General features: G+C 59.0%; 19 protein-coding genes. 13 read left to right on the forward strand and 6 right to left on the reverse strand.

Annotated features, from left to right (window positions below):
• The first annotated feature begins 2 nt into the window (after positions 1 to 2).
• Together HU731_RS16915 and HU731_RS16920 are read left to right on the forward strand one after the other, a co-directional pair.
• Positions 3 to 698, forward strand: a complete 696-nt coding sequence (locus HU731_RS16915) for a hypothetical protein (protein ID WP_186607954.1) — start codon at positions 3 to 5, stop codon at positions 696 to 698.
• A gap of 116 nt (positions 699 to 814) precedes the next feature.
• Positions 815 to 1,258 (forward strand): hypothetical protein, encoded by a 444-nt coding sequence (locus HU731_RS16920; protein ID WP_186607955.1) that lies wholly within the window; start codon positions 815 to 817, stop codon positions 1,256 to 1,258.
• A gap of 76 nt (positions 1,259 to 1,334) precedes the next feature.
• Here HU731_RS16920 and HU731_RS16925 read toward each other — a convergent pair whose 3' ends face one another.
• Positions 1,335 to 1,592, reverse strand: coding sequence for a hypothetical protein (locus HU731_RS16925; RefSeq protein WP_005783616.1), 258 nt, complete (start codon positions 1,590 to 1,592; stop codon positions 1,335 to 1,337).
• A 343-nt stretch (positions 1,593 to 1,935) separates the two neighbouring features.
• On the opposite strand from HU731_RS16925, the gene HU731_RS16930 reads away from it, so the two are divergent.
• The 8 genes from HU731_RS16930 (at position 1,936) to HU731_RS16965 (ending at position 8,422) form a co-directional block, all read left to right on the forward strand.
• Positions 1,936 to 2,328: a DUF2846 domain-containing protein gene (locus tag HU731_RS16930; RefSeq protein WP_169913177.1), complete on the forward strand. Its 393-nt coding sequence runs from the start codon at positions 1,936 to 1,938 to the stop codon at positions 2,326 to 2,328.
• A 73-nt stretch (positions 2,329 to 2,401) separates the two neighbouring features.
• Positions 2,402 to 3,094 carry a hypothetical protein gene (locus HU731_RS16935; protein WP_020302868.1) on the forward strand — a complete coding sequence of 231 codons (693 nt, stop codon included), beginning with the start codon at positions 2,402 to 2,404 and terminating at the stop codon, positions 3,092 to 3,094.
• Between the two features lie 439 nt (positions 3,095 to 3,533).
• On the forward strand, positions 3,534 to 4,214 hold the full coding sequence (locus HU731_RS16940; protein WP_005783620.1) for a CsgG/HfaB family protein: 681 nt from the start codon (positions 3,534 to 3,536) through the stop codon (positions 4,212 to 4,214).
• Positions 4,215 to 4,243: 29 nt separating this feature from the next.
• Entirely contained in the window at positions 4,244 to 4,606 is a 363-nt protein-coding gene (locus HU731_RS16945) for a DUF4810 domain-containing protein (protein ID WP_003187504.1), read from the forward strand.
• Positions 4,603 to 5,253, forward strand: a complete 651-nt coding sequence (locus HU731_RS16950) for a DUF799 domain-containing protein (protein WP_005783625.1) — start codon at positions 4,603 to 4,605, stop codon at positions 5,251 to 5,253. Before HU731_RS16945 ends, HU731_RS16950 begins: the two co-directional genes overlap by 4 nt.
• A gap of 195 nt (positions 5,254 to 5,448) precedes the next feature.
• Positions 5,449 to 7,071 carry a vWA domain-containing protein gene (locus HU731_RS16955; protein WP_186607956.1) on the forward strand — a complete coding sequence of 541 codons (1,623 nt, stop codon included), beginning with the start codon at positions 5,449 to 5,451 and terminating at the stop codon, positions 7,069 to 7,071.
• A gap of 194 nt (positions 7,072 to 7,265) precedes the next feature.
• Positions 7,266 to 7,838, forward strand: a complete 573-nt coding sequence (locus tag HU731_RS16960) for an RNA polymerase sigma factor (protein WP_186607957.1) — start codon at positions 7,266 to 7,268, stop codon at positions 7,836 to 7,838.
• Entirely contained in the window at positions 7,835 to 8,422 is a 588-nt protein-coding gene (locus tag HU731_RS16965) for a hypothetical protein (protein ID WP_186607958.1), read from the forward strand. Before HU731_RS16960 ends, HU731_RS16965 begins: the two co-directional genes overlap by 4 nt.
• Before the next feature lie 48 nt (positions 8,423 to 8,470).
• On the opposite strand, the gene HU731_RS16970 is transcribed toward HU731_RS16965, so the two are convergent.
• Positions 8,471 to 9,502, reverse strand: coding sequence for an SDR family oxidoreductase (locus tag HU731_RS16970; RefSeq protein ID WP_186607959.1), 1,032 nt, complete (start codon positions 9,500 to 9,502; stop codon positions 8,471 to 8,473).
• A gap of 116 nt (positions 9,503 to 9,618) precedes the next feature.
• Between HU731_RS16970 and HU731_RS16975 the strand changes: the two genes are divergently transcribed.
• Entirely contained in the window at positions 9,619 to 10,518 is a 900-nt protein-coding gene (locus HU731_RS16975; protein WP_186607960.1) for a LysR family transcriptional regulator, read from the forward strand.
• A gap of 252 nt (positions 10,519 to 10,770) precedes the next feature.
• On the opposite strand, the gene HU731_RS16980 is transcribed toward HU731_RS16975, so the two are convergent.
• The gene (locus tag HU731_RS16980) at positions 10,771 to 11,991 is read right to left on the reverse strand and encodes an alginate lyase family protein (protein ID WP_057978423.1); all 1,221 of its coding nucleotides are present in this window, start codon (positions 11,989 to 11,991) and stop codon (positions 10,771 to 10,773) included.
• A 113-nt stretch (positions 11,992 to 12,104) separates the two neighbouring features.
• A complete protein-coding gene (locus HU731_RS16985; RefSeq protein ID WP_186607961.1) occupies positions 12,105 to 12,917 on the reverse strand; it encodes a MipA/OmpV family protein in 813 nt (270 codons plus the stop codon).
• A gap of 218 nt (positions 12,918 to 13,135) precedes the next feature.
• On the opposite strand from HU731_RS16985, the gene HU731_RS16990 reads away from it, so the two are divergent.
• Together HU731_RS16990 and HU731_RS16995 are read left to right on the forward strand one after the other, a co-directional pair.
• On the forward strand, positions 13,136 to 13,825 hold the full coding sequence (locus tag HU731_RS16990) for a response regulator (RefSeq protein ID WP_003187519.1): 690 nt from the start codon (positions 13,136 to 13,138) through the stop codon (positions 13,823 to 13,825).
• Positions 13,826 to 13,830: 5 nt separating this feature from the next.
• Positions 13,831 to 15,006, forward strand: coding sequence for a sensor histidine kinase (locus HU731_RS16995; protein WP_186607962.1), 1,176 nt, complete (start codon positions 13,831 to 13,833; stop codon positions 15,004 to 15,006).
• A 325-nt stretch (positions 15,007 to 15,331) separates the two neighbouring features.
• Here HU731_RS16995 and HU731_RS17000 read toward each other — a convergent pair whose 3' ends face one another.
• Both HU731_RS17000 and HU731_RS17005 read right to left on the reverse strand, forming a co-directional pair.
• Positions 15,332 to 16,084 carry a hypothetical protein gene (locus HU731_RS17000; protein WP_186607963.1) on the reverse strand — a complete coding sequence of 251 codons (753 nt, stop codon included), beginning with the start codon at positions 16,082 to 16,084 and terminating at the stop codon, positions 15,332 to 15,334.
• A 227-nt stretch (positions 16,085 to 16,311) separates the two neighbouring features.
• Positions 16,312 to 16,605, reverse strand: a complete 294-nt coding sequence (locus HU731_RS17005) for a DUF3077 domain-containing protein (protein WP_056782556.1) — start codon at positions 16,603 to 16,605, stop codon at positions 16,312 to 16,314.
• Positions 16,606 to 16,903 lie beyond the last annotated feature (298 nt).

A 16,903-nucleotide genomic window follows, 5' to 3' on the forward strand; every position in this document is an offset into this window, starting at 1 on the left:
ATATGAAAAATTTAATAATTTATTATTTTGGTTTGTTTGTGTTAAGTGGCTGTGTAACCAAAGATCTGAGCGTTGAAAACCGCCAGCAAATCAAAACTGTCAGTGTGTTGCTTGCCTCATTCCCGGAGCAGCAGTTCAAGTACACCAGCATGGATCAAGCCTGGGGGGCCGGCTTAGGTGCCGGTGCCGGGGCGGCGGTGGGAATGGCATCGGATTCGTCCAAAGTCGCTACCAGTGCTATGGCTGGCGTGGGTGTGGTAGCGGGCGCGAAAGTGGCTGATGGTGGAGCTTCAAGTCCACGGCAGGCAATTTTGTTGAACTTGCAGCGTAACGAAATAGATCCAGGGCAGTTGTTCAAACAACTGTTGGAGGCACGGATCAGTGCTGAGCATTTATTCAAAGTTGAACCGGAGGGCGGCCGGGCCGATGCGCATATAGAATTCGTCGTGTCCGAATGGGGCTTTGCCTTGAAAAACTACAGTGCACAGCTTTATCCCACAGTGGGCATTGTAGCGACCATGAAGCTCGGCGACGCAGTAGTTTGGAGGAATTTCGAAACTGTAACAGCGTTCAGTGAGGGAAATGTCCAGGCGTATACACCTCAGGAGTACGCAACAAACCCTGAAGCTCTCCGTAGCGCTTTGCAGAATGCTTTCGAGTTAGTGATAGATAAACTAATAGCTGACTTAAACCAATAGGCGTTATAAGGGATAGAGAGAAAATGGCACAGATTTATTTAAATTTTAGCTGGGAAAGTGTATCAGATAAATCTGTCCTGTTTTGTTGTGCTTAATTGCATAGGGCGGGGCGAGTTATGTCGGATAAACAAGTATGTGAGCTGACGATTGATGATCTTGGTAGTTATAGCGCTTGGTTCTTTCCGATGGACGACACCGTGGAGGACGAATTAACTGTGCGCCCCCTCGCCGAACAGGAAACGTGCTCAGACTTTCAGATTATCGTTCGAGCTGATTTTTTTGGTGAAAATGGCTCTGTGTATTGCGGTTATTTGTATTGGGGCTCCAATGTTGCAGTTGAATACTTGAGGCCTGTTGTATTGTCTGGAGCGGGGGAGGCCGTAAATTTTTGGAACGGTATAGTAACTCCCGCGTGGGAAAGTTCGGAGTTCGTCGGTTTGATTAGATCCGAGTTGCCTATTTCTTATACCTCAGAACCGATTTTTGGTCTTCCTTCCATTTGCGGAAAACTGGAGGGACTTTATTATCTTTCTGATGATCAAGTTTGCTGCGTGAAATGACGAAAAGAGTGGACCGGTTTTTTGGTTGGATTGCTCACGCACAAAGCGGGCGACACTAAGGCCGCCCTATTTCCACTCAGGACGGATCGGCATTCAGCCTGCGACTGATGACATCCAGCAAATCACACCCGTCGCGCAGCGGAATGGCCAGCAAGTGGGCGAAGTCTGAAAGCACTACGGCATCGCTGCTGAGTTGTTCGCGGAAGGCCAGGTTTTCCAGCAGTTGGGTGACGGCCCGAATGCGGTGCACGGCGGCGTCGTGGAGGACGTCGAGAGGTGCCTGGGTGTCGATGATCAGGGCTGGGACGGTGCAGTCGTGGCCGGTTAGGGGAATGTATCGATTCATCATTAAGCTCTCTGGATTATTGAGGGCTCGTTCTTCGGGTCGCCAAACCCGGTCACCTTTTGAGCGACGACCGGACTATAAGCGCCTCAGCTAAAACCGCGCAAGGCGTCACACTGATGGCACACATTGCTCATGTCACGCCATCCATTGCCGACACAACGGCGATGACCAGCGCATCAAAAAATGAGATCCCGCCATCATCGGCACTCTCAAACCCGCTCCACCGTTACCCACAAGGAAGAAATACATGATCAAGTTGTTCTGCAAAGCTGCTGTTGTTCTGTCCCTTGCCACGCTGTTTGGCTGTTCCTCTACGCCGTCGGTGGAGAAGATGCAGGCTGACGTGGCGAACTATTCGCTGCCCAAGGCTGCCGTGGCTGATAAAGGCCTGGTGTACGTCGTGCGCCCGAGCAACGTAGGGATGTTGGTTCGGTTCAACGTGTTCCTGGATGACAAGGAAGCCGACTCGGAGATGGGTTACAACCGTGGTAACCAGTACATCTATTTTTTCGTGACGCCGGGCAAACACGTGATCAGCTCCAAGGCTGAAAACTGGGCGGATATGCCGATTGATGTAAAGGCGGGCGAGGTGGTTTACCTCAAGCAGGAGGTCGAAATGGGCTTCGCCGTGGCGCGTAACAGCCTCAAAGCGCTGAGCGAAGTCGAAGGCCGTTATCTGGTCAAGGATGCGTCCTTGGGCACCATTGCCAAAGAAAGCAAATGAGTTGAGCCAGTGTGTCGGCAGGGTCCAGGCCCTGCCGACTTCTCGTATTCACTGCAAACATTAAAGGACTGATGTGAAAAACCTCCTTTTCATTCTCCTCACCACCCTCATCCTCGGCGGCTGCGTCAGCCACCCCCTCACCCCCGAAAACCGTGCGCAGATCAAGACCGTCAAAGTCCTGCCCGTGAAGTGGGAAAAGAACATGGTGTACTTCGGCCGCGAACAGGCCTGGGGCGCCGCCCTGGGTGCCGGGGTTGGTGCGGGTGTTGGCATGGCCAGCGGGGCGTCCAAGCTGGGTACTGCGGCGTTGAGTGGCGCCGGGTTTGCCGGCGGCATGAAGCTTGGGCAGTTGGCCGAGATGCCGACGCCGGTGGCTATTTTGACGGTGATGGAGGCGGAAAAACTCGATGTAGGCGTGTTGCTCAAACAGGGCTTTGTCGATGAGTTGGGTAAGACTTCGACGCTCAAGGTGGTTGGCGATGATGAGCCGGCTGATGCGCAGATTCAGCTGACCGTGTCCGAGTGGGGCTTTCGCCTGACCCAGGGTTTCAGCAGTGTGATTTACCCCACCCTTAACGTGTTAGCGCAGATGGATCGCGGCGATGAGATGATCTGGCGCACCTTTGAAGCGGTCACGCCGTTTAATGGTCAGAATGTCTATGGCTACACGCCGCTCACTTATCGCACCGATCCTGAAGCCTTGCGCCGGGCATTGACCGGGATTACGCAGATTTCTGCGCAGTATCTGGTGAAGGAGCTCAAGTAGGGATGTGCGAAGGCTGGCTGCTGTTGGTGTAATGCCAGTCAGTTAAGGATTTTTTTGTAGGAGCGAGCTTGCTCGCGAAAAACCTACAGGCGCCGCGTTCATTCAGAAAGCACGCGTTATCGTTGACGCTTTTCGCGAGCAAGCTCGCTCCTACAGTAGACGTGTGCTTATGAAGGCCGTGAGCTTGGTGCTGTACTGGCGCTTTCGCAGGCAAGCCAGCTCCCACATTTGAGCTTTGTTGCTTCGAGTATTGCGGTCGGCAGTAGGGTAAGCCTCCCACCTATGGCCGAAACACCTTGAGAACCGCTCTCAACCCCGTAAAATGCCGCAGCCGTTGCATCACCGTCTTTCAGGGAAGAATTCAGGCCAGTGCGTTTTCAGGCTGCCTTTCTCCTTGGAAAACCCAGCAACGCTGATTTCCTCACTCAAGGAGCACCCTGTGAAGACACTGTCCAAAATCCTGCTGTCGGGCCTTACCGCCGCGGCGCTGTTGACCGTGGCCGGTTGTGCCACCGAGAGCAACCGCGCGATGCCGGTGGAGCAAGTCGCCAGCGCCCACGTGGCCTATTCCGGCGTGCGTGTGCCGATTGCCGTGGGTAAGTTCGATAACCGCTCCAGCTACATGCGCGGCATCTTCTCCGATGGCGTTGACCGTCTCGGCGGCCAGGCCAAGACCATCCTCATCACCCACTTGCAGCAGACCAACCGCTTCAGCGTGCTGGACCGTGACAACATGGGCGAAATCTCCCAGGAAGCCAAAATCAAAGGCACCGTGCAGAAGCTCAAGGGCGCTGACTACGTAGTGACTGGCGATGTAACCGAGTTCGGCCGCAAAGAAACCGGCGACCGCCAGTTGTTCGGCATTCTCGGCCGTGGCAAGACCCAAGTGGCCTACGCCAAAGTCGCGTTGAATATCGTCAACATCAACACCTCCGAAGTGGTGTATTCCACCCAGGGTGCCGGTGAGTACGCGCTGTCCAACCGTGAAGTGATCGGCTTCGGCGGCACCGCCAGCTATGACTCCACCCTCAATGGCAAGGTGCTGGACCTGGCCATGCGCGAAGCGATCAACCGCCTGGTCGACGGCATCAACGCCGGCGCCTGGAACCCGCGTAACTGATCAGTCACACCACAAGGAGCAGTACACGGATGAGCAAGGCAGTGAAGTTAGCGCTGACGCTGGCAGCAGTCGCGACGGTAGCCGGGTGCCAGACGGCGCCCCAGCCCCTGTATCAATGGGAGAGCTACCAGCCGCAGGTTTACGAGTACTTCAAGGGCGAGCCCAAGGAAGCGCAGGTGGAAGCACTGGAGCGCGATCTGCAGAAGATCAACGCCAGCGGCCGCAAGGCGCCGCCGGGTTACCACGCGCACCTGGGCATGCTGTACATGAACATGGGCAAGGATGACCAGATGGTGCAGGAGTTTCGCACCGAGAAGGCGCTGTTCCCTGAGTCTGCTGCGTACATGGACTTTCTGTTGAAAAACGCCAAAGCCGGAGTCGCCACTAAATGAGCCTGTTAAAACTCACCGGCGCCTTGCTGGCCCTGGCCTTGCTCGGCGGTTGCGCCGCGCCCAAGACGGTTGACTATTCGGCGTACAAACAGGCGCGGCCCAAGTCGATCCTGGTACTGCCGCCGATCAATGAATCGCCGGAAGTGCAGGCGTCCTACAGCCTGGTGTCGCAAGTCACCTACCCGCTGGCCGAAGCCGGCTACTACGTGTTGCCGATTGCCCTGGTGGACGAAACCTTCCGCCAGAACGGCCTCACCACCGCCAACGATATCCAGGCCGTACAACCGGCCAAGCTGCATGACATCTTTGGTGCGGACGCGGCGCTGTACATCACCATCAGCGAGTACGGTACTCAGTACATGCTGATCTCCAGCGACACCTCGGTGACGGCCTCGGCCAAACTGGTGGACCTGCGCACCGGCACCACCCTGTGGACCGGTTCGGCGCGGGCGTCGAGCGAGGAGGGCAACAACAACGGTGGCGGCCTGGTGGGCATGCTGATCACGGCGGCGGTCAAGCAGGTGATCAACAGCTCTACCGATGCGGCGCACCCGATTGCCGGTATCACCAGCGCGCGGTTGCTGTCGGCAGGGCAACGCACCGGCATCTTGTACGGCCCGCGTAACCCCAAGTACGGCACGGACTGAAAGATCAACTGTAGGAGCGAGCTTGCTCGCGAAAAACGTCAACGATAACGCGTGCTTCCTGAGTGAACGCGGCGTCTGTGAGGTTTTCGCGAGCAAGCTCGCTCCTACAAGGTGAATTTCAAGGGTTTAACCCGAACCCGACCTATGTCGCGTCTGACCTTGTGAACGGCTCATTCATTCACGAGGTTCAGCCCCATGTCCCGCCCTCTGCTTTACCTGCGTCCCGCTGCCCAAGGCTTCACCGTCACCCTGCTGGTAGCGCTGGCCGGGTGTGGGCTGTCTTCCTCGCCCGAGGTGGCCAAACCGGCACCGCCCGTCGCCGAGTTGCACAGCGCGCCGGTTGAGGGCGCGATGGCCAAACGCATGGCCATGCCGGCACCCATGAGGGTGCGGGAAATGGCGAAGATGAATGAGCGCAGCGAACCCCGCGAGCAATACGCCAACCTGCCCGACAACCCCGTGCATCGCGTCGCCGAAACTCCGGTCTCCACCTTCAGCGTGGATGTCGACACGGGCAGCTACGCCAACGTACGGCGCTTCCTCAACCAAGGCCGCCTGCCGCCCGAAGGCGCGGTGCGATTGGAGGAAATGGTCAACTACTTCCCCTACAATTACGCACTGCCCACCGATGGTTCGCCCTTTGGCGTCACCACCGAAGTCGCCACCACGCCGTGGAACCCGCGCACCAAACTGCTGCGCATCGGCATCAAGGCTTCCGATAAAACCGTGGCCGATCTGGCGCCCGCCAACCTGGTGTTCCTGGTGGACGTGTCCGGCTCCATGGACCGCCGCGAAGGTTTGCCGCTGGTCAAAAGCACGCTGAAGTTACTGGTGGATCAACTGCGTGATCAGGACCGCGTGTCACTGGTGGTCTACGCCGGTGAATCCCGCGTGGTGCTCAAGCCCACCTCGGGCAGTGAAAAAGCCAAGATCCGCAACGCCATCGACCAACTCACCGCCGGCGGTTCCACGGCGGGCGCGTCCGGCATCGAACTGGCCTACCAGATGGCCCGCGAAGGCTTTATCGGCAACGGCATCAACCGCATCCTGCTGGCCACCGACGGCGACTTCAACGTGGGCATCCGCGATTTCGACAGCCTCAAGCAAATGGCCGTGGCCCAGCGCAAAAGCGGCGTATCCCTGACCACCCTCGGCTTTGGTGTGGACAACTACAACGAACACCTGATGGAGCAGCTCGCCGACGCGGGCGACGGTAACTACGCCTACATCGACAACCTGCGCGAAGCGCGCAAAGTGCTGGTAGAGCAACTCAGTTCCACCCTGGCCGTGGTGGCGCGGGATGTGAAACTGCAGGTGGAATTCAACCCCGCCCAGGTCAGCGAATACCGCCTGCTGGGCTATGAGAACCGCGCCCTGAAGCGTGAGGATTTCAACAACGACAAGGTCGATGCCGGCGAGATTGGCGCAGGGCACACGGTGACCGCGCTGTATGAAATCGTGCCCAAGGGCGAGAAGGGCTGGTTGGAACCTCTGCGTTACGCTGACGCGCGTGCGACCGAAGGCAAGTCCGATGAGCTGGCGATGCTGCGGGTGCGCTACAAGCCCGCTGCGGGCGGTAACAGCCAGTTGATCGAACGCCCCATCGCCAACCAGGCTGCCCCGGCCAGCGACGACCTGCGCTTCTCGTCTGCCGTCGCCGCCTTCGCCCAACAGCTCAAGGGCGATGGCCGCTACACTGGCAGCATGAGTTTGCAGGACACCGCCAAGCTTGCCCGCTCGGCCCGCGGCGATGACCCCTTCGGGCTGCGCAACGAATTCGTGCAACTGGTGGAGTTGGCCCAAAGCCTCAAACCCTGATCTCGCTCACAACCAAAATCAAATGTGGAAGGTGGCTTGCTGCTAAAGCTTTTTGTAGGAGCGAGCTTGCTCGCGAAAAACTCACAGGCACCGCGTTTATCCAGCAAGCACGCGTTATCGTTGACGTTCTTCGCGAGCAAGCTCGCTCCTACAGTAATCCTGTTTCGGCTGACCAAAAGGAGTTCGCCCACTATATGGCCGTTCCAGATGACTCACCCAGCGACGAATCGCTGCTGGCCCGCTACCGAACCGGTGACGCTGCCGCCTTCGAAGCCTTGTACACGCGCCATCGCCAGGGCCTGTACCGCTTCCTCGTGTCCCTGTGCAACAAAGCCGAACTGGCCGAAGAAATCTACCAGGACACCTGGCTCAGCCTGATCCGCAGCACCACCCAGCCACAAGGCCGGGCGAGTTTTCGCACCTGGTTGTTCCAGATCGCCCGCAACCGCCTGATCGACCACTGGCGCAAGCACGGCATCCACAACCCCTTGCACGACAGCTACGATGAACAGCTGCACGCCCAGCCCGACCACAGCGCCGGCCCCGAGCAACAGCTGAGCCTGAGCCGCGACCAGGCCCGCCTCGACGCCGCCCTGCAAGAGCTGCCCGCAGACCAGCGTGAAGTCTTCCTGCTACGCCTGCACGGCGAACTCGAAGTACCGCAAATCGCCACCCTCACCGGCGCCCCGCTGGAAACCGTAAAAAGCCGCCTGCGTTACGCCCAGCAGAAACTACGCCGCCTGCTGGCCGAGGAGATACTCGCATGAACGACTCCCGACACACCCCTGACGACGAGATGCTCCAGCACTTTCGTCAACACAGTACGGGCGAGCCGCCCGCGTCCCTCGACGCCTTCATTCTCAACGCGGCCCGTCGCGAAGCCCCGCAGCCGCAACCCAGCTTGTGGCAACGCTGGCTGCAAGCCTGCCAACGCCCGCGCTGGCAAATGGCATTTGCCACCGTCACCGGGTTGGCGCTGATGATCGGCGTGGTCATGCGCTCCCCCGTGCCGCAACCCGAAATCTCCACTGCGACATTTTCTGCGCTGCACCACGAAGAAGCCGCCCACCCAGCGCCACAGGCATTTTCCGCACCCGCGCCCATGGCCCGCATGGCCGCAGCGCCCAGGGCTGAAAGCGCGCCGGTTCAAGCCGAAAGCGCAGTGGCAGATCAGCCAGCGGCAAAACTCAGCAAACGGGCGCTGCCTACGTTGGAAGAAGGCCTGCAGGAGATTGTGAACCTGCGTCGAGCGGGGGAAACCAAGGCGGCGGACGAGAAACTGCTGGCGCTGTACCAACGCTTCCCCCAGGAGGACTTGCCGGCACGCTTAGAAGCACTGCAAACGCGTTAAACCTTCCGCCACAAAAAAGCCCCAGGCCTGTCGACCTGGGGCTTTTTATTACAACGCGCCGTAGGCTCGGGACCAGCCCACCGTGTCCGCTAGGGTCTGCTCCAACACGCGAAAACTCAGCCCCAGTTCCTCTTCACTTTTGCGGTGGTCAAAGCGGGTACGGTGCTCCTCGCGTATCAACAGCCGCAACGTCGCCATGCTCAGCAAAATGGGCTTTCCAGTCAGGTACGCGTAGGCCTCTTGCACCGCTGCCAACAGGTACAGCGCGGGCAGCGGCAGTTGGCGCGAGGGCACCTTGACCCCGGCAATACGCCCCAGCACCGGCATCAGCTGGCGCATGGTCAAGTTGCGACCGGCCGCGAGATAACGCTCGCCCCGTCGCCCGCTCTGGGCGGCAGCAATGTGCGCCCAGGCCACATCGCGGGCATCGACCAGAGAAAAGGTGCCAGGAATCAGCCCCGGCAACTTGCCGTTGATCACGTCCCTCACCAACTGCCCCGAAGACGTCGGCCCACGGTCACCCGGCCCCCACATCCAACCGGGCAAGACCATGCAAGCGTGCATCTGCGGATGGCTTTCAAGAAACCTCAACACCTCCCGCTCAGCCAGGATCTTGCTGCGGTAGTAGTCATCCGCATCGGCTTCGGCCCGCAGGCACGTCTCGTCGATCGGTGTACCGGGGGCACCGTCGAGCACGGCAATCGACGAGGTATGCACAAACCGTCGCACACCGGCGTCATACGCCTGTTGCAGCAGGGCTCGCGTACCGACGACATTGATCTTTTCCAGTTCCTCCCAATGGCTACCGCCCTTGTAGTTATCGCGAAAAAACGCCGCGCAGTGAAACACCGTATCGCAGCCTTGCAACGCCGCCGCGAAGGCATCCACATCGGCCATGTCTCCCACCACCTGCTCCACACCCGGCACATCGCCGAACTGCTGCGCGCCCTTGGCCGCCGAACGGACCAGCGCCTTCACCGCATAACCCCGTGCGACCAGCTCCCGTACCAGGTTGTTGCCCAGCAAACCGGTGGCACCGGTCACAAAGGTGCTGTGCAAGCGGTTGGGGATCGTTTTCATACAAGCCATTCCATTTGTTGAGAAGGCCAGTAGATATACCCGCGAGCCCGCGCCGTAAAAACAGCGCCTGCGGCATAATGGCTTTGCACATCTGCACACCAGGGAAGCGCGGAGATATGGCATTGCAGGCAAATTGGGATGATCTTCGACTGCTGCTGGCAGTCTCACGGCGCGGCAGCTTTTTACAGGCCGGCCAGTTACTCGGTATCGCGGCGTCTACCGTCTCCCGCCGCCTCACCCAACTGGAAACCGCCCTGGGCGAGCCACTGGTGGAACGCGGCGTGGAAGGCTGCCGGCTCACCTCCCGAGGCCAAGCCCTGGTAGACGTCGCCCTGGCAGCCGAATCCGGCCTGCGACGCCAGGCGCCCGTCGACGGCACGCCGACAACCCTCAGCGGCACCGTGCTGGTGAGCGCTGGCGAAGGCTTCTCTGCCAGCGTGCTCAAGGCCGCCAGCCGCTTCACAGCACAGCACCCAGGCTGCTCCGTAGAGCTACAGGTCACCACCGACTTTCACAAAATCGTACGAGGCGTAGCCGACATCGCCATACGTACCGCACACCTGGGCGAACCCTCTTTGATCTACCGAGGGCTCGGCAAACTCGCTTACGGCGTGTTCGCCACCGCCGAATACCTGCAACGGTTTCCTGCGCTAACGCCAGCCACTGCCGCCAGTATTGCCTTGCTGCCGCCGCTGGATCTGCTACCGCAAATGCGCGCCGCGAAAGCTGCGGGGCTGGACCATGCGCCGATCAGGGTGAGTTCGTTTGCGGTGCAGCTTGAATCGGTGAGGCGAGGGATGGGGGTGGCGGTGTTGCCGCGTATTTTGGCGACGGGGTTGAGTGAAGTTTTCCAGGAGATAGAACTGCCGGCGATGGAGGTTTATCTGGTGACGCGGCCACAGGCGTTGAAGCAGGGGCATATCCAGGGGTTTTTTGGGGTGTTGGAGGGGGTGTTGCGCGGTGAAATTTCAAGCCTGGAAAAGCAGCATTCCGGGAATTCATCAAGGCCTTCGTAATCCTCAACCCATCGGGATGTAGGCGCTTAGCCACTCGTAGCAACATCGAGTTGCGCGTGCAAGTGGCTCACAAAAAAGCCCCGGGTCTTAAGACCTCGGGTGTTTCATTCATGTCTGGCTCCACACTTCTGCGGCGATGGTGCTGGCGTCCTTTGACATTTCCAACACACCAATGCGTTCTTGCCATTCCTCGAATTTGACAGGTAGAAAGGACGCATTTGTAATGCGCAACGCAGCTTCGGTGATAGACCTCTACGGCATCAGCTGCATCTGCGACAAGCCGTATTCCCCCAACGAATACAGCAACGTCCCATACCCCAGCTGGACGTAGCCGACCCTGTCAGCACCATAATCCCCGCCACCACCTTCCACTTGGACGTTATTTGCCATGGCCTGCACATTCGGTGCGCTGAGGCCCTTTCGCACGGCGTAGTGGTTGTAGAGCAGTTCCCATATCGGACGGGTTTCGCCGCGATGATCGGCCGAGATGACGGTCTGTTTGAAGCTGCTGTTGGGGATGGGGGTAAACGGCACCTCCTGGCCAAGGTTGTACTTGGCCACATACTCGGCGCCCTGCAGCACGCGGTTGTTCTGGTAGCCGAACAGGTCGTTGCCCTGGCTCCAGGCCATTTGGCAGAAACTGCCGAGCAGGGCTATGTCGAGCATGGCGTGTGACTGATCACGTCCGCTTTCCTGGACTTGACCAAGGCCATCGCCGTAGAGCTTCCACACCGCGTGGGCGATGGCGCCGTTACCGGTGCCGTGCTTGAAGTAGTCGACGGCCTCGTTGTAGAGATCGCGGCGGTCGGTCAGTACGCCGATGGCCAGCATCGAGTTCATGTTGGCTAGGTCCCAGCTGGCCCCATGATGATCAGGCCGGGCGCCGTCGTGGTTCACCAGGAAGTCATGATTGATGGGGTAGAACACAGTGAGCATCATGCCTTGAAAACGCTGGAAATCTTCCGCCCGCCACTTTGGGTAGCTGCGCAGCAGTTCGGCCGCGTTGGCCAGTTGGTAGCCATACAAGCCTGCCACCAAAGCTCTTCCGGGCTTGTCTTTGATCGCGGTGAGGGTCAAGGCCCACTGGTTCAAAATACTCACGGCCTTGTCGGCATACGCCGGGTTGTTGGAGATCTGCCAGCGCAGGGCCAGTGCATACGCGGCGGCTGCGTCGTTGAACAGAACACTGTCGTTATTCGGGCCGCCTGAAGTGGGGTACACCACTGGCATCGGGTTGGGCTGCCAGGCTAATGAGGCATGGGGGTTGGCGATCAGTTTCTGCCAGCCGGCCAGCCACGGCTGGTTATAGTTGGCCAGCTTCTCGCGTATCCGCGTGAAGTCCTCCCGGGTCTGGAGCAGGCCAGGATGCACGAACGCTTCGGTATGCAGGGTGGGGGAGGCTTGACTGCCGATACTCATCAATAGCGCATAGAGCAGCACGGCTCTTTTGGACAGGTACTTCAAACGGATCATCGTGTGTACGCCCTGATGGGGAGAACCTTGCGCGGTCTGAAAAGCCATTCGCACAGGACCGGAATCTGCCCCAGGGATAGTCCAGATGAAGCCTGCATACCCGGGGCTTGTTGTCAGAACGTGTAGTTGATTGCAAACAGGCCCAAGCCTGCGGTTTCGCGCCTTACCAGCGGGCTGTCGCTGGCCTGGTCAGCGTATTGAGTCAGCGTCAGGCTGGCCAGCGTTGACCAGTGCGCGTCGAAGGTGTGCTGCCAGTTCAAGGCAGCGGAGTAGGCATAGATCCCGGCGTCGGCGGTGTACTTTCTGTAGATCGAGCGTTGGCTCTGAGCCTGGGTGACGCCGAAGAACGTCTGGTTGTAGCGGCTATCGCCGGCATGGGCGTCGATGGCCAGGCTCAGGGTGTCGTGGCTTGTGTGCAACAGTATGCCTTCCAGGCCAAAGCGGTAACGGTTGCCTCGGTGCTCACCGGCCATGCGCAGTTCGGCTTCGCCGTTGACCGACAGCCAGTCAAGCAGTTGTTGGCTGAGGGTAAAGTCGGCGACGGTTGCGCCGTTGATATCGCCCATACCTCTGAGCTCGTCGCCGCCCGCGCCGGTGGTGCTGTCCTTCTCCTTGCGGCCCATGTCGTAATTGATCGCCGCGCTGGCGCCGAAGCCACTGTCGGATTGAAATTGCAGGCCCACGCCGCGAGTGGTGTCGGCGAACAACGCTCCGTGCTGAATGCTGAGCATCGGCAGTACGAGCGGACGGTAGCGGTCAGCACCCATGTAGCGAGGCGTGACACCCATGCCAAGGCCCAGGGTAACGGTGGTTTCTTCGGCTGTCGGGCTGGCGTCGGTCGCCTGAGCCTGGGGCGCGAGCGCGCAGCACAGCAGCGTGACGGCGCCCAACAGAACGTTGTGGGTAGGGGAGGTGGTGAAGTTCATGGTCAAGCCCTATGTGCAAAAGAAGACAGCAGTGCGCCCGCCGACGCGCGACACAACGCCTCCCTCTGATCGAGCTGTTCAGGCCCGTTGATAGGCTTGGACAGCGATGCAGTGGTCGGCATAGGATCGGCTCGCGAAAGCGGGCGTAGGGCAATACTGGCAGCGCACTTTCAATAAACCGTTCGTAAATTATCAAGGTTTCATCAAGAGGCTTCTTTGTGTCAGGAAAACGTATCCTCATCGTCGAAGACGACGCCGACAGCGCCAACATTCTCGAAGCCTACTTGCTCCGGGATGGCTATGAGGTGGCCCTGGCCGAAGACGGCCAGCGCGGTCTGGACCTGTACAAAAGCTGGCAGCCCGACCTGATCCTGCTCGACGTGATGCTGCCGCGCTTGAGCGGCACCGAGGTGTTATCCGCCGTGCGCCGTAGCAGTGACACGCCGGTCATCATGGTCACGGCCATGGGCGACGAACCGGAAAAGCTCGGAGCCTTGCGTTATGGCGCGGACGACTATGTGGTCAAGCCTTACAGCCCGCGCGAAGTGGTGGCGCGGGTGCACGCGGTGTTGCGGCGCACCACCGGCAACCAACCGGTGGAACACCTGCTGCGCCATGAAAACCTGCGGGTGGATCTTGTTGCGTTTACCGCAGCCATTGAGCAGGGCGAAGCACCACCGCAATGGCTGGACCTGACCCCAACGGAATTCAAGCTGCTGGTGACGTTGCTCAAGACGCCGTCCAAGGCCTTCACCCGTGATGAGTTGCTGGAAATCTGCCTGCCGGAAAGCGAAGCCCTGGCCCGCGTCGTCGACACCCACGTGCACAACCTGCGCCGCAAGCTGGAAAACCACGGCATCACCGGCGTTCTGGTCACGGTGCGCTCCATTGGCTATCGATTCAGGTAACGCACATGCTTGAGCAACCGCGGGTCAACGACAAACCCATGTGGCGCTGGATCGGCCTGCGCATGAGCCTGCTGGCGATCGGCGCGGTGGTGGTGATCTCGGTGTGCATGTGGATCAACGTCACACTGTCGGACTGGTATTTTGTGCAGCATCTGCCGCCGGGGCCGCGTGAGGAGCTGCTGGCGTTGCGCGCCGAGCCAGAGCTCAATGAGGCACGCTTGCGTCAAGTGGTTGCCCAGTACTATCCGCTGGACTATTTCCAGCCGGCTATCGCCAATCGCGACTGGCTGATACTGATCGGCCTGGTGCTGGCCGCGATCCCTATCATCATTGGCTTCGGCCTGTGGTTTTCGCGGCCCTTGTCCAGCCAGTTCTCGGCGATTGCCCAGGGCGCCCGGCGAGTCGCCGGCGGTGATTTCCTGACGCGCCTGCCGGTGCACCGCGACGCGCCCGACGAGCTGCAACGTCTGGTCAGCGACTTCAACAGCATGACCACCCAACTGGAGCGCTATGAGCGCGATGTGCGTGAATCCAGCGCGGTCATTGCCCACGAACTGCGCACACCCTTGAACGCCGCCATGGGGCGCGTGCAGGGTATGCTCGATGAGGTATTCCCCAGCGATGCCATGCAGTTGGGCATGGTCAAGCGTCAGCTCGATCAACTCAGAAAGCTGGTGGATGATTTGCACCTGTTGTCGATGGCTCGTGCTGGCCGGCTGGTGCTGGAGCGCAGCGAGTTTTCTCTGGCAGCTCTGGTGGCGGAGCGGTTGGCGTGGTTCCAGCCGCAGTTGGATGAGGCTTGCGTGCTGACGCAGGTCAGTATTGCTGATGGGCTTCGTATGCACGCCGATCGTGATCGCCTGGGCCAGGTGATCAACATTCTGGTCGATAACTTGCTGCGTTATGCGGCCGGGGGAGGCGAGTTGAATATAACGGCGCGCCGGGTTCACGGTTCGGTGGTGATTGAAGTCGGTGACCGAGGGCCAGGTATCGAAGCCCAGCATGTGGACAGCGTGTTCGACCGCTTCTGGCGTGCAGAGCGCTCCAGGGCACGTTACTCGGGGGGGAGCGGGCTAGGCTTGTCCATCGCCCGTGCGATCTGCCACGCCCATGGCGGTACCATTACTGCCCGCAATCTGGCCGAAGGCGGTACGCTGATCAGGGCGGAGGTTCCTGTGTAGGCGTTTCTTCTTTGCTTGAGACCGGCGCTCAAGGCGGTGAAATCGTAATGATCGTAGAGCTGGAAAACTGCTTGGGAAAAAGGGAGGGGAAAAGGGGATTTATTTTCACCTCTACTATCCCGACGCGACTCAACACTCTCTCACCACCCACCAAACGCACAAAAAAGCCCCAGATCTCCCGACCTGAGGCTTTTTCATTTCATATCTGGTGCCCCGGCGTCGTTTGAACTGGGCCGTAAGATGCCCGTATTTACTGGGTATTTTAGGCCGTGTGTCGGTTAGGCATACACGTGGGCATACATGGCCCTTACTGTTGTCGGTGCTCTTACGCTTTGGAGGGTGGCTTTTTCATCTCGGAAGGACGTCGTTTTAACTCCGTCTCACGGATTACGCGGCCGGTCGTACCGTCAAGCTTGAATAGGGTTCTTCCCACGAGTATGAACGTGCTTTTGCTATCCGCCAAAATCAGATGGCCAACCAAGCGTTCGCCTTTGTCGGTTACCACGACGTCCACCGCTTCAAGTTCTCCAGCAGCTTCCTGCTGCGTATATTTTTCGAAGTCTGCCAGCCCAGTACTCATGCCTTGGCGAACACTCGCGGCAGGAGCGAGGAAGGCCATGAACATGAAGATGCCCATCCATGGCGCAAGGCCACTCACTACGTTCGCTTTAGGTCTCTTCGTAATAGCTATGATGTAGATCGCTGCGATTACCGCAAATGTAATCGGCAACAGAGCGGAGCCGACAATGGGCAATTTTTCCGCTACATCCAATACACCAGAGAAAGAGTTGGTATACCCATGGAGAAGTAGAGCGGGTGTACTCAGGGATAGCTCGTTTGGGTCGATGCCGAACTCCCGGAATCTGCCGACAAGAAGTGAGTAGCCATAGATCACCAGTGCCGCTTGCGATGCTAGCGCTCCAACTGTAATCAGTTTGAAAGCCAGGTCTGTATTGGTTTTGGCTTCCCTGGCAGCTGGGTCATCTAACGTCTCGTGATGTGCAGGGGCTGAGGAAGCAGTGACGTGGATGGGTGTAAGCAGCTCTACCCTCAGCGGTTTGTCTCTGCGCCAGAACATGGTGTTTCCTACTCCAGTGGGTGACCGGAGAAAATACCCCCGAATCTGGTGGGAGGGTAGGTCTGATATGTCGCTGGGGCCTTGGAGCATTCTAACCGCAGGGGGATCGATCTATTTAAGAGCGGGACCGACGTATGGGGGCGAGAACGTATCGACGGACGCATGGAGTGGGTTTATTTACCCTCAGTGTTTCAGGCGCCCGATGCACTGCACCGGGCGCGAATTACTTACTGCGGGTGCGGCCCACCAGGCTGCATGGCGAGGAGCAGGTCATCGACGATTGCTTTACCCATTTCACACAGGTAGTGCGAGGCAAACGCGAACTTCTCCGCCTTGGGATCCATGGCGGCTTCAAGCGAGAGCATTTTTGCGTAGTAGAGAACGTGCGCTGCGTGTTCAAGGGCTTCCAGAATAGGAACCCCGGCGTTGACTCGAAACAATTTCAGATGGCTTTTTTCCTCGCCACAATCTGCGAAGGTCTGAGCGCCAATAGTTTTGGCTTCTGCGGGTGGGGTACTCATTGGTGACCTCCCACGTACATGGGGGCGGTATTGGTACGGACGGCACTACGGTAATCAAGCATGGTGTGAAACCTCTCTGATGACCAACTGAGACGGCCACACATCGTTTCCAGGCGATGGGTGGCAGCCGTGCGCAGGCTGGAAACCGAGACAGAGACTACTCGGCAGACACGAATGTCTCCCGCACACGGCCGCCATGAAGCACAAACGGCAGGCATAAAAAAAGCGCCTGCTGATTGTTTGACGACGCTACGTGCGTCTCGGTGACGGGTTTCCAGGCCCGGTCGCTGATGAGCAG

The sequence above is a fragment of the Pseudomonas salmasensis genome, from assembly GCF_014268375.2.
In the GTDB taxonomy this organism is placed as follows: Bacteria; Pseudomonadota; Gammaproteobacteria; order Pseudomonadales; family Pseudomonadaceae; genus Aquipseudomonas; species Aquipseudomonas salmasensis.

Excerpts from the sequence above, each read along its gene's own strand:
- HU731_RS16915 (WP_186607954.1), top strand. The coding sequence starts at position 3 with ATGAAAAATTTAATAATTTATTATTTTGGTTTGTTTGTGTTAAGTGGC.
- HU731_RS16920 (WP_186607955.1), top strand. The coding sequence starts at position 815 with ATGTCGGATAAACAAGTATGTGAGCTGACGATTGATGATCTTGGTAGT.
- HU731_RS16930 (WP_169913177.1), top strand. The coding sequence starts at position 1,936 with ATGCAGGCTGACGTGGCGAACTATTCGCTGCCCAAGGCTGCCGTGGCT.
- HU731_RS16945 (WP_003187504.1), top strand. The coding sequence starts at position 4,244 with ATGAGCAAGGCAGTGAAGTTAGCGCTGACGCTGGCAGCAGTCGCGACG.
- HU731_RS16950 (WP_005783625.1), top strand. The coding sequence starts at position 4,603 with ATGAGCCTGTTAAAACTCACCGGCGCCTTGCTGGCCCTGGCCTTGCTC.
- HU731_RS16955 (WP_186607956.1), top strand. The coding sequence starts at position 5,449 with ATGTCCCGCCCTCTGCTTTACCTGCGTCCCGCTGCCCAAGGCTTCACC.
- HU731_RS16960 (WP_186607957.1), top strand. The coding sequence starts at position 7,266 with ATGGCCGTTCCAGATGACTCACCCAGCGACGAATCGCTGCTGGCCCGC.
- HU731_RS16965 (WP_186607958.1), top strand. The coding sequence starts at position 7,835 with ATGAACGACTCCCGACACACCCCTGACGACGAGATGCTCCAGCACTTT.
- HU731_RS16970 (WP_186607959.1), bottom strand. The coding sequence starts at position 9,502 with ATGAAAACGATCCCCAACCGCTTGCACAGCACCTTTGTGACCGGTGCC.
- HU731_RS16975 (WP_186607960.1), top strand. The coding sequence starts at position 9,619 with ATGGCATTGCAGGCAAATTGGGATGATCTTCGACTGCTGCTGGCAGTC.
- HU731_RS16980 (WP_057978423.1), bottom strand. The coding sequence starts at position 11,991 with ATGATCCGTTTGAAGTACCTGTCCAAAAGAGCCGTGCTGCTCTATGCG.
- HU731_RS16985 (WP_186607961.1), bottom strand. The coding sequence starts at position 12,917 with ATGAACTTCACCACCTCCCCTACCCACAACGTTCTGTTGGGCGCCGTC.
- HU731_RS16995 (WP_186607962.1), top strand. The coding sequence starts at position 13,831 with ATGCTTGAGCAACCGCGGGTCAACGACAAACCCATGTGGCGCTGGATC.
- HU731_RS17000 (WP_186607963.1), bottom strand. The coding sequence starts at position 16,084 with ATGTTCTGGCGCAGAGACAAACCGCTGAGGGTAGAGCTGCTTACACCC.
- HU731_RS17005 (WP_056782556.1), bottom strand. The coding sequence starts at position 16,605 with ATGAGTACCCCACCCGCAGAAGCCAAAACTATTGGCGCTCAGACCTTC.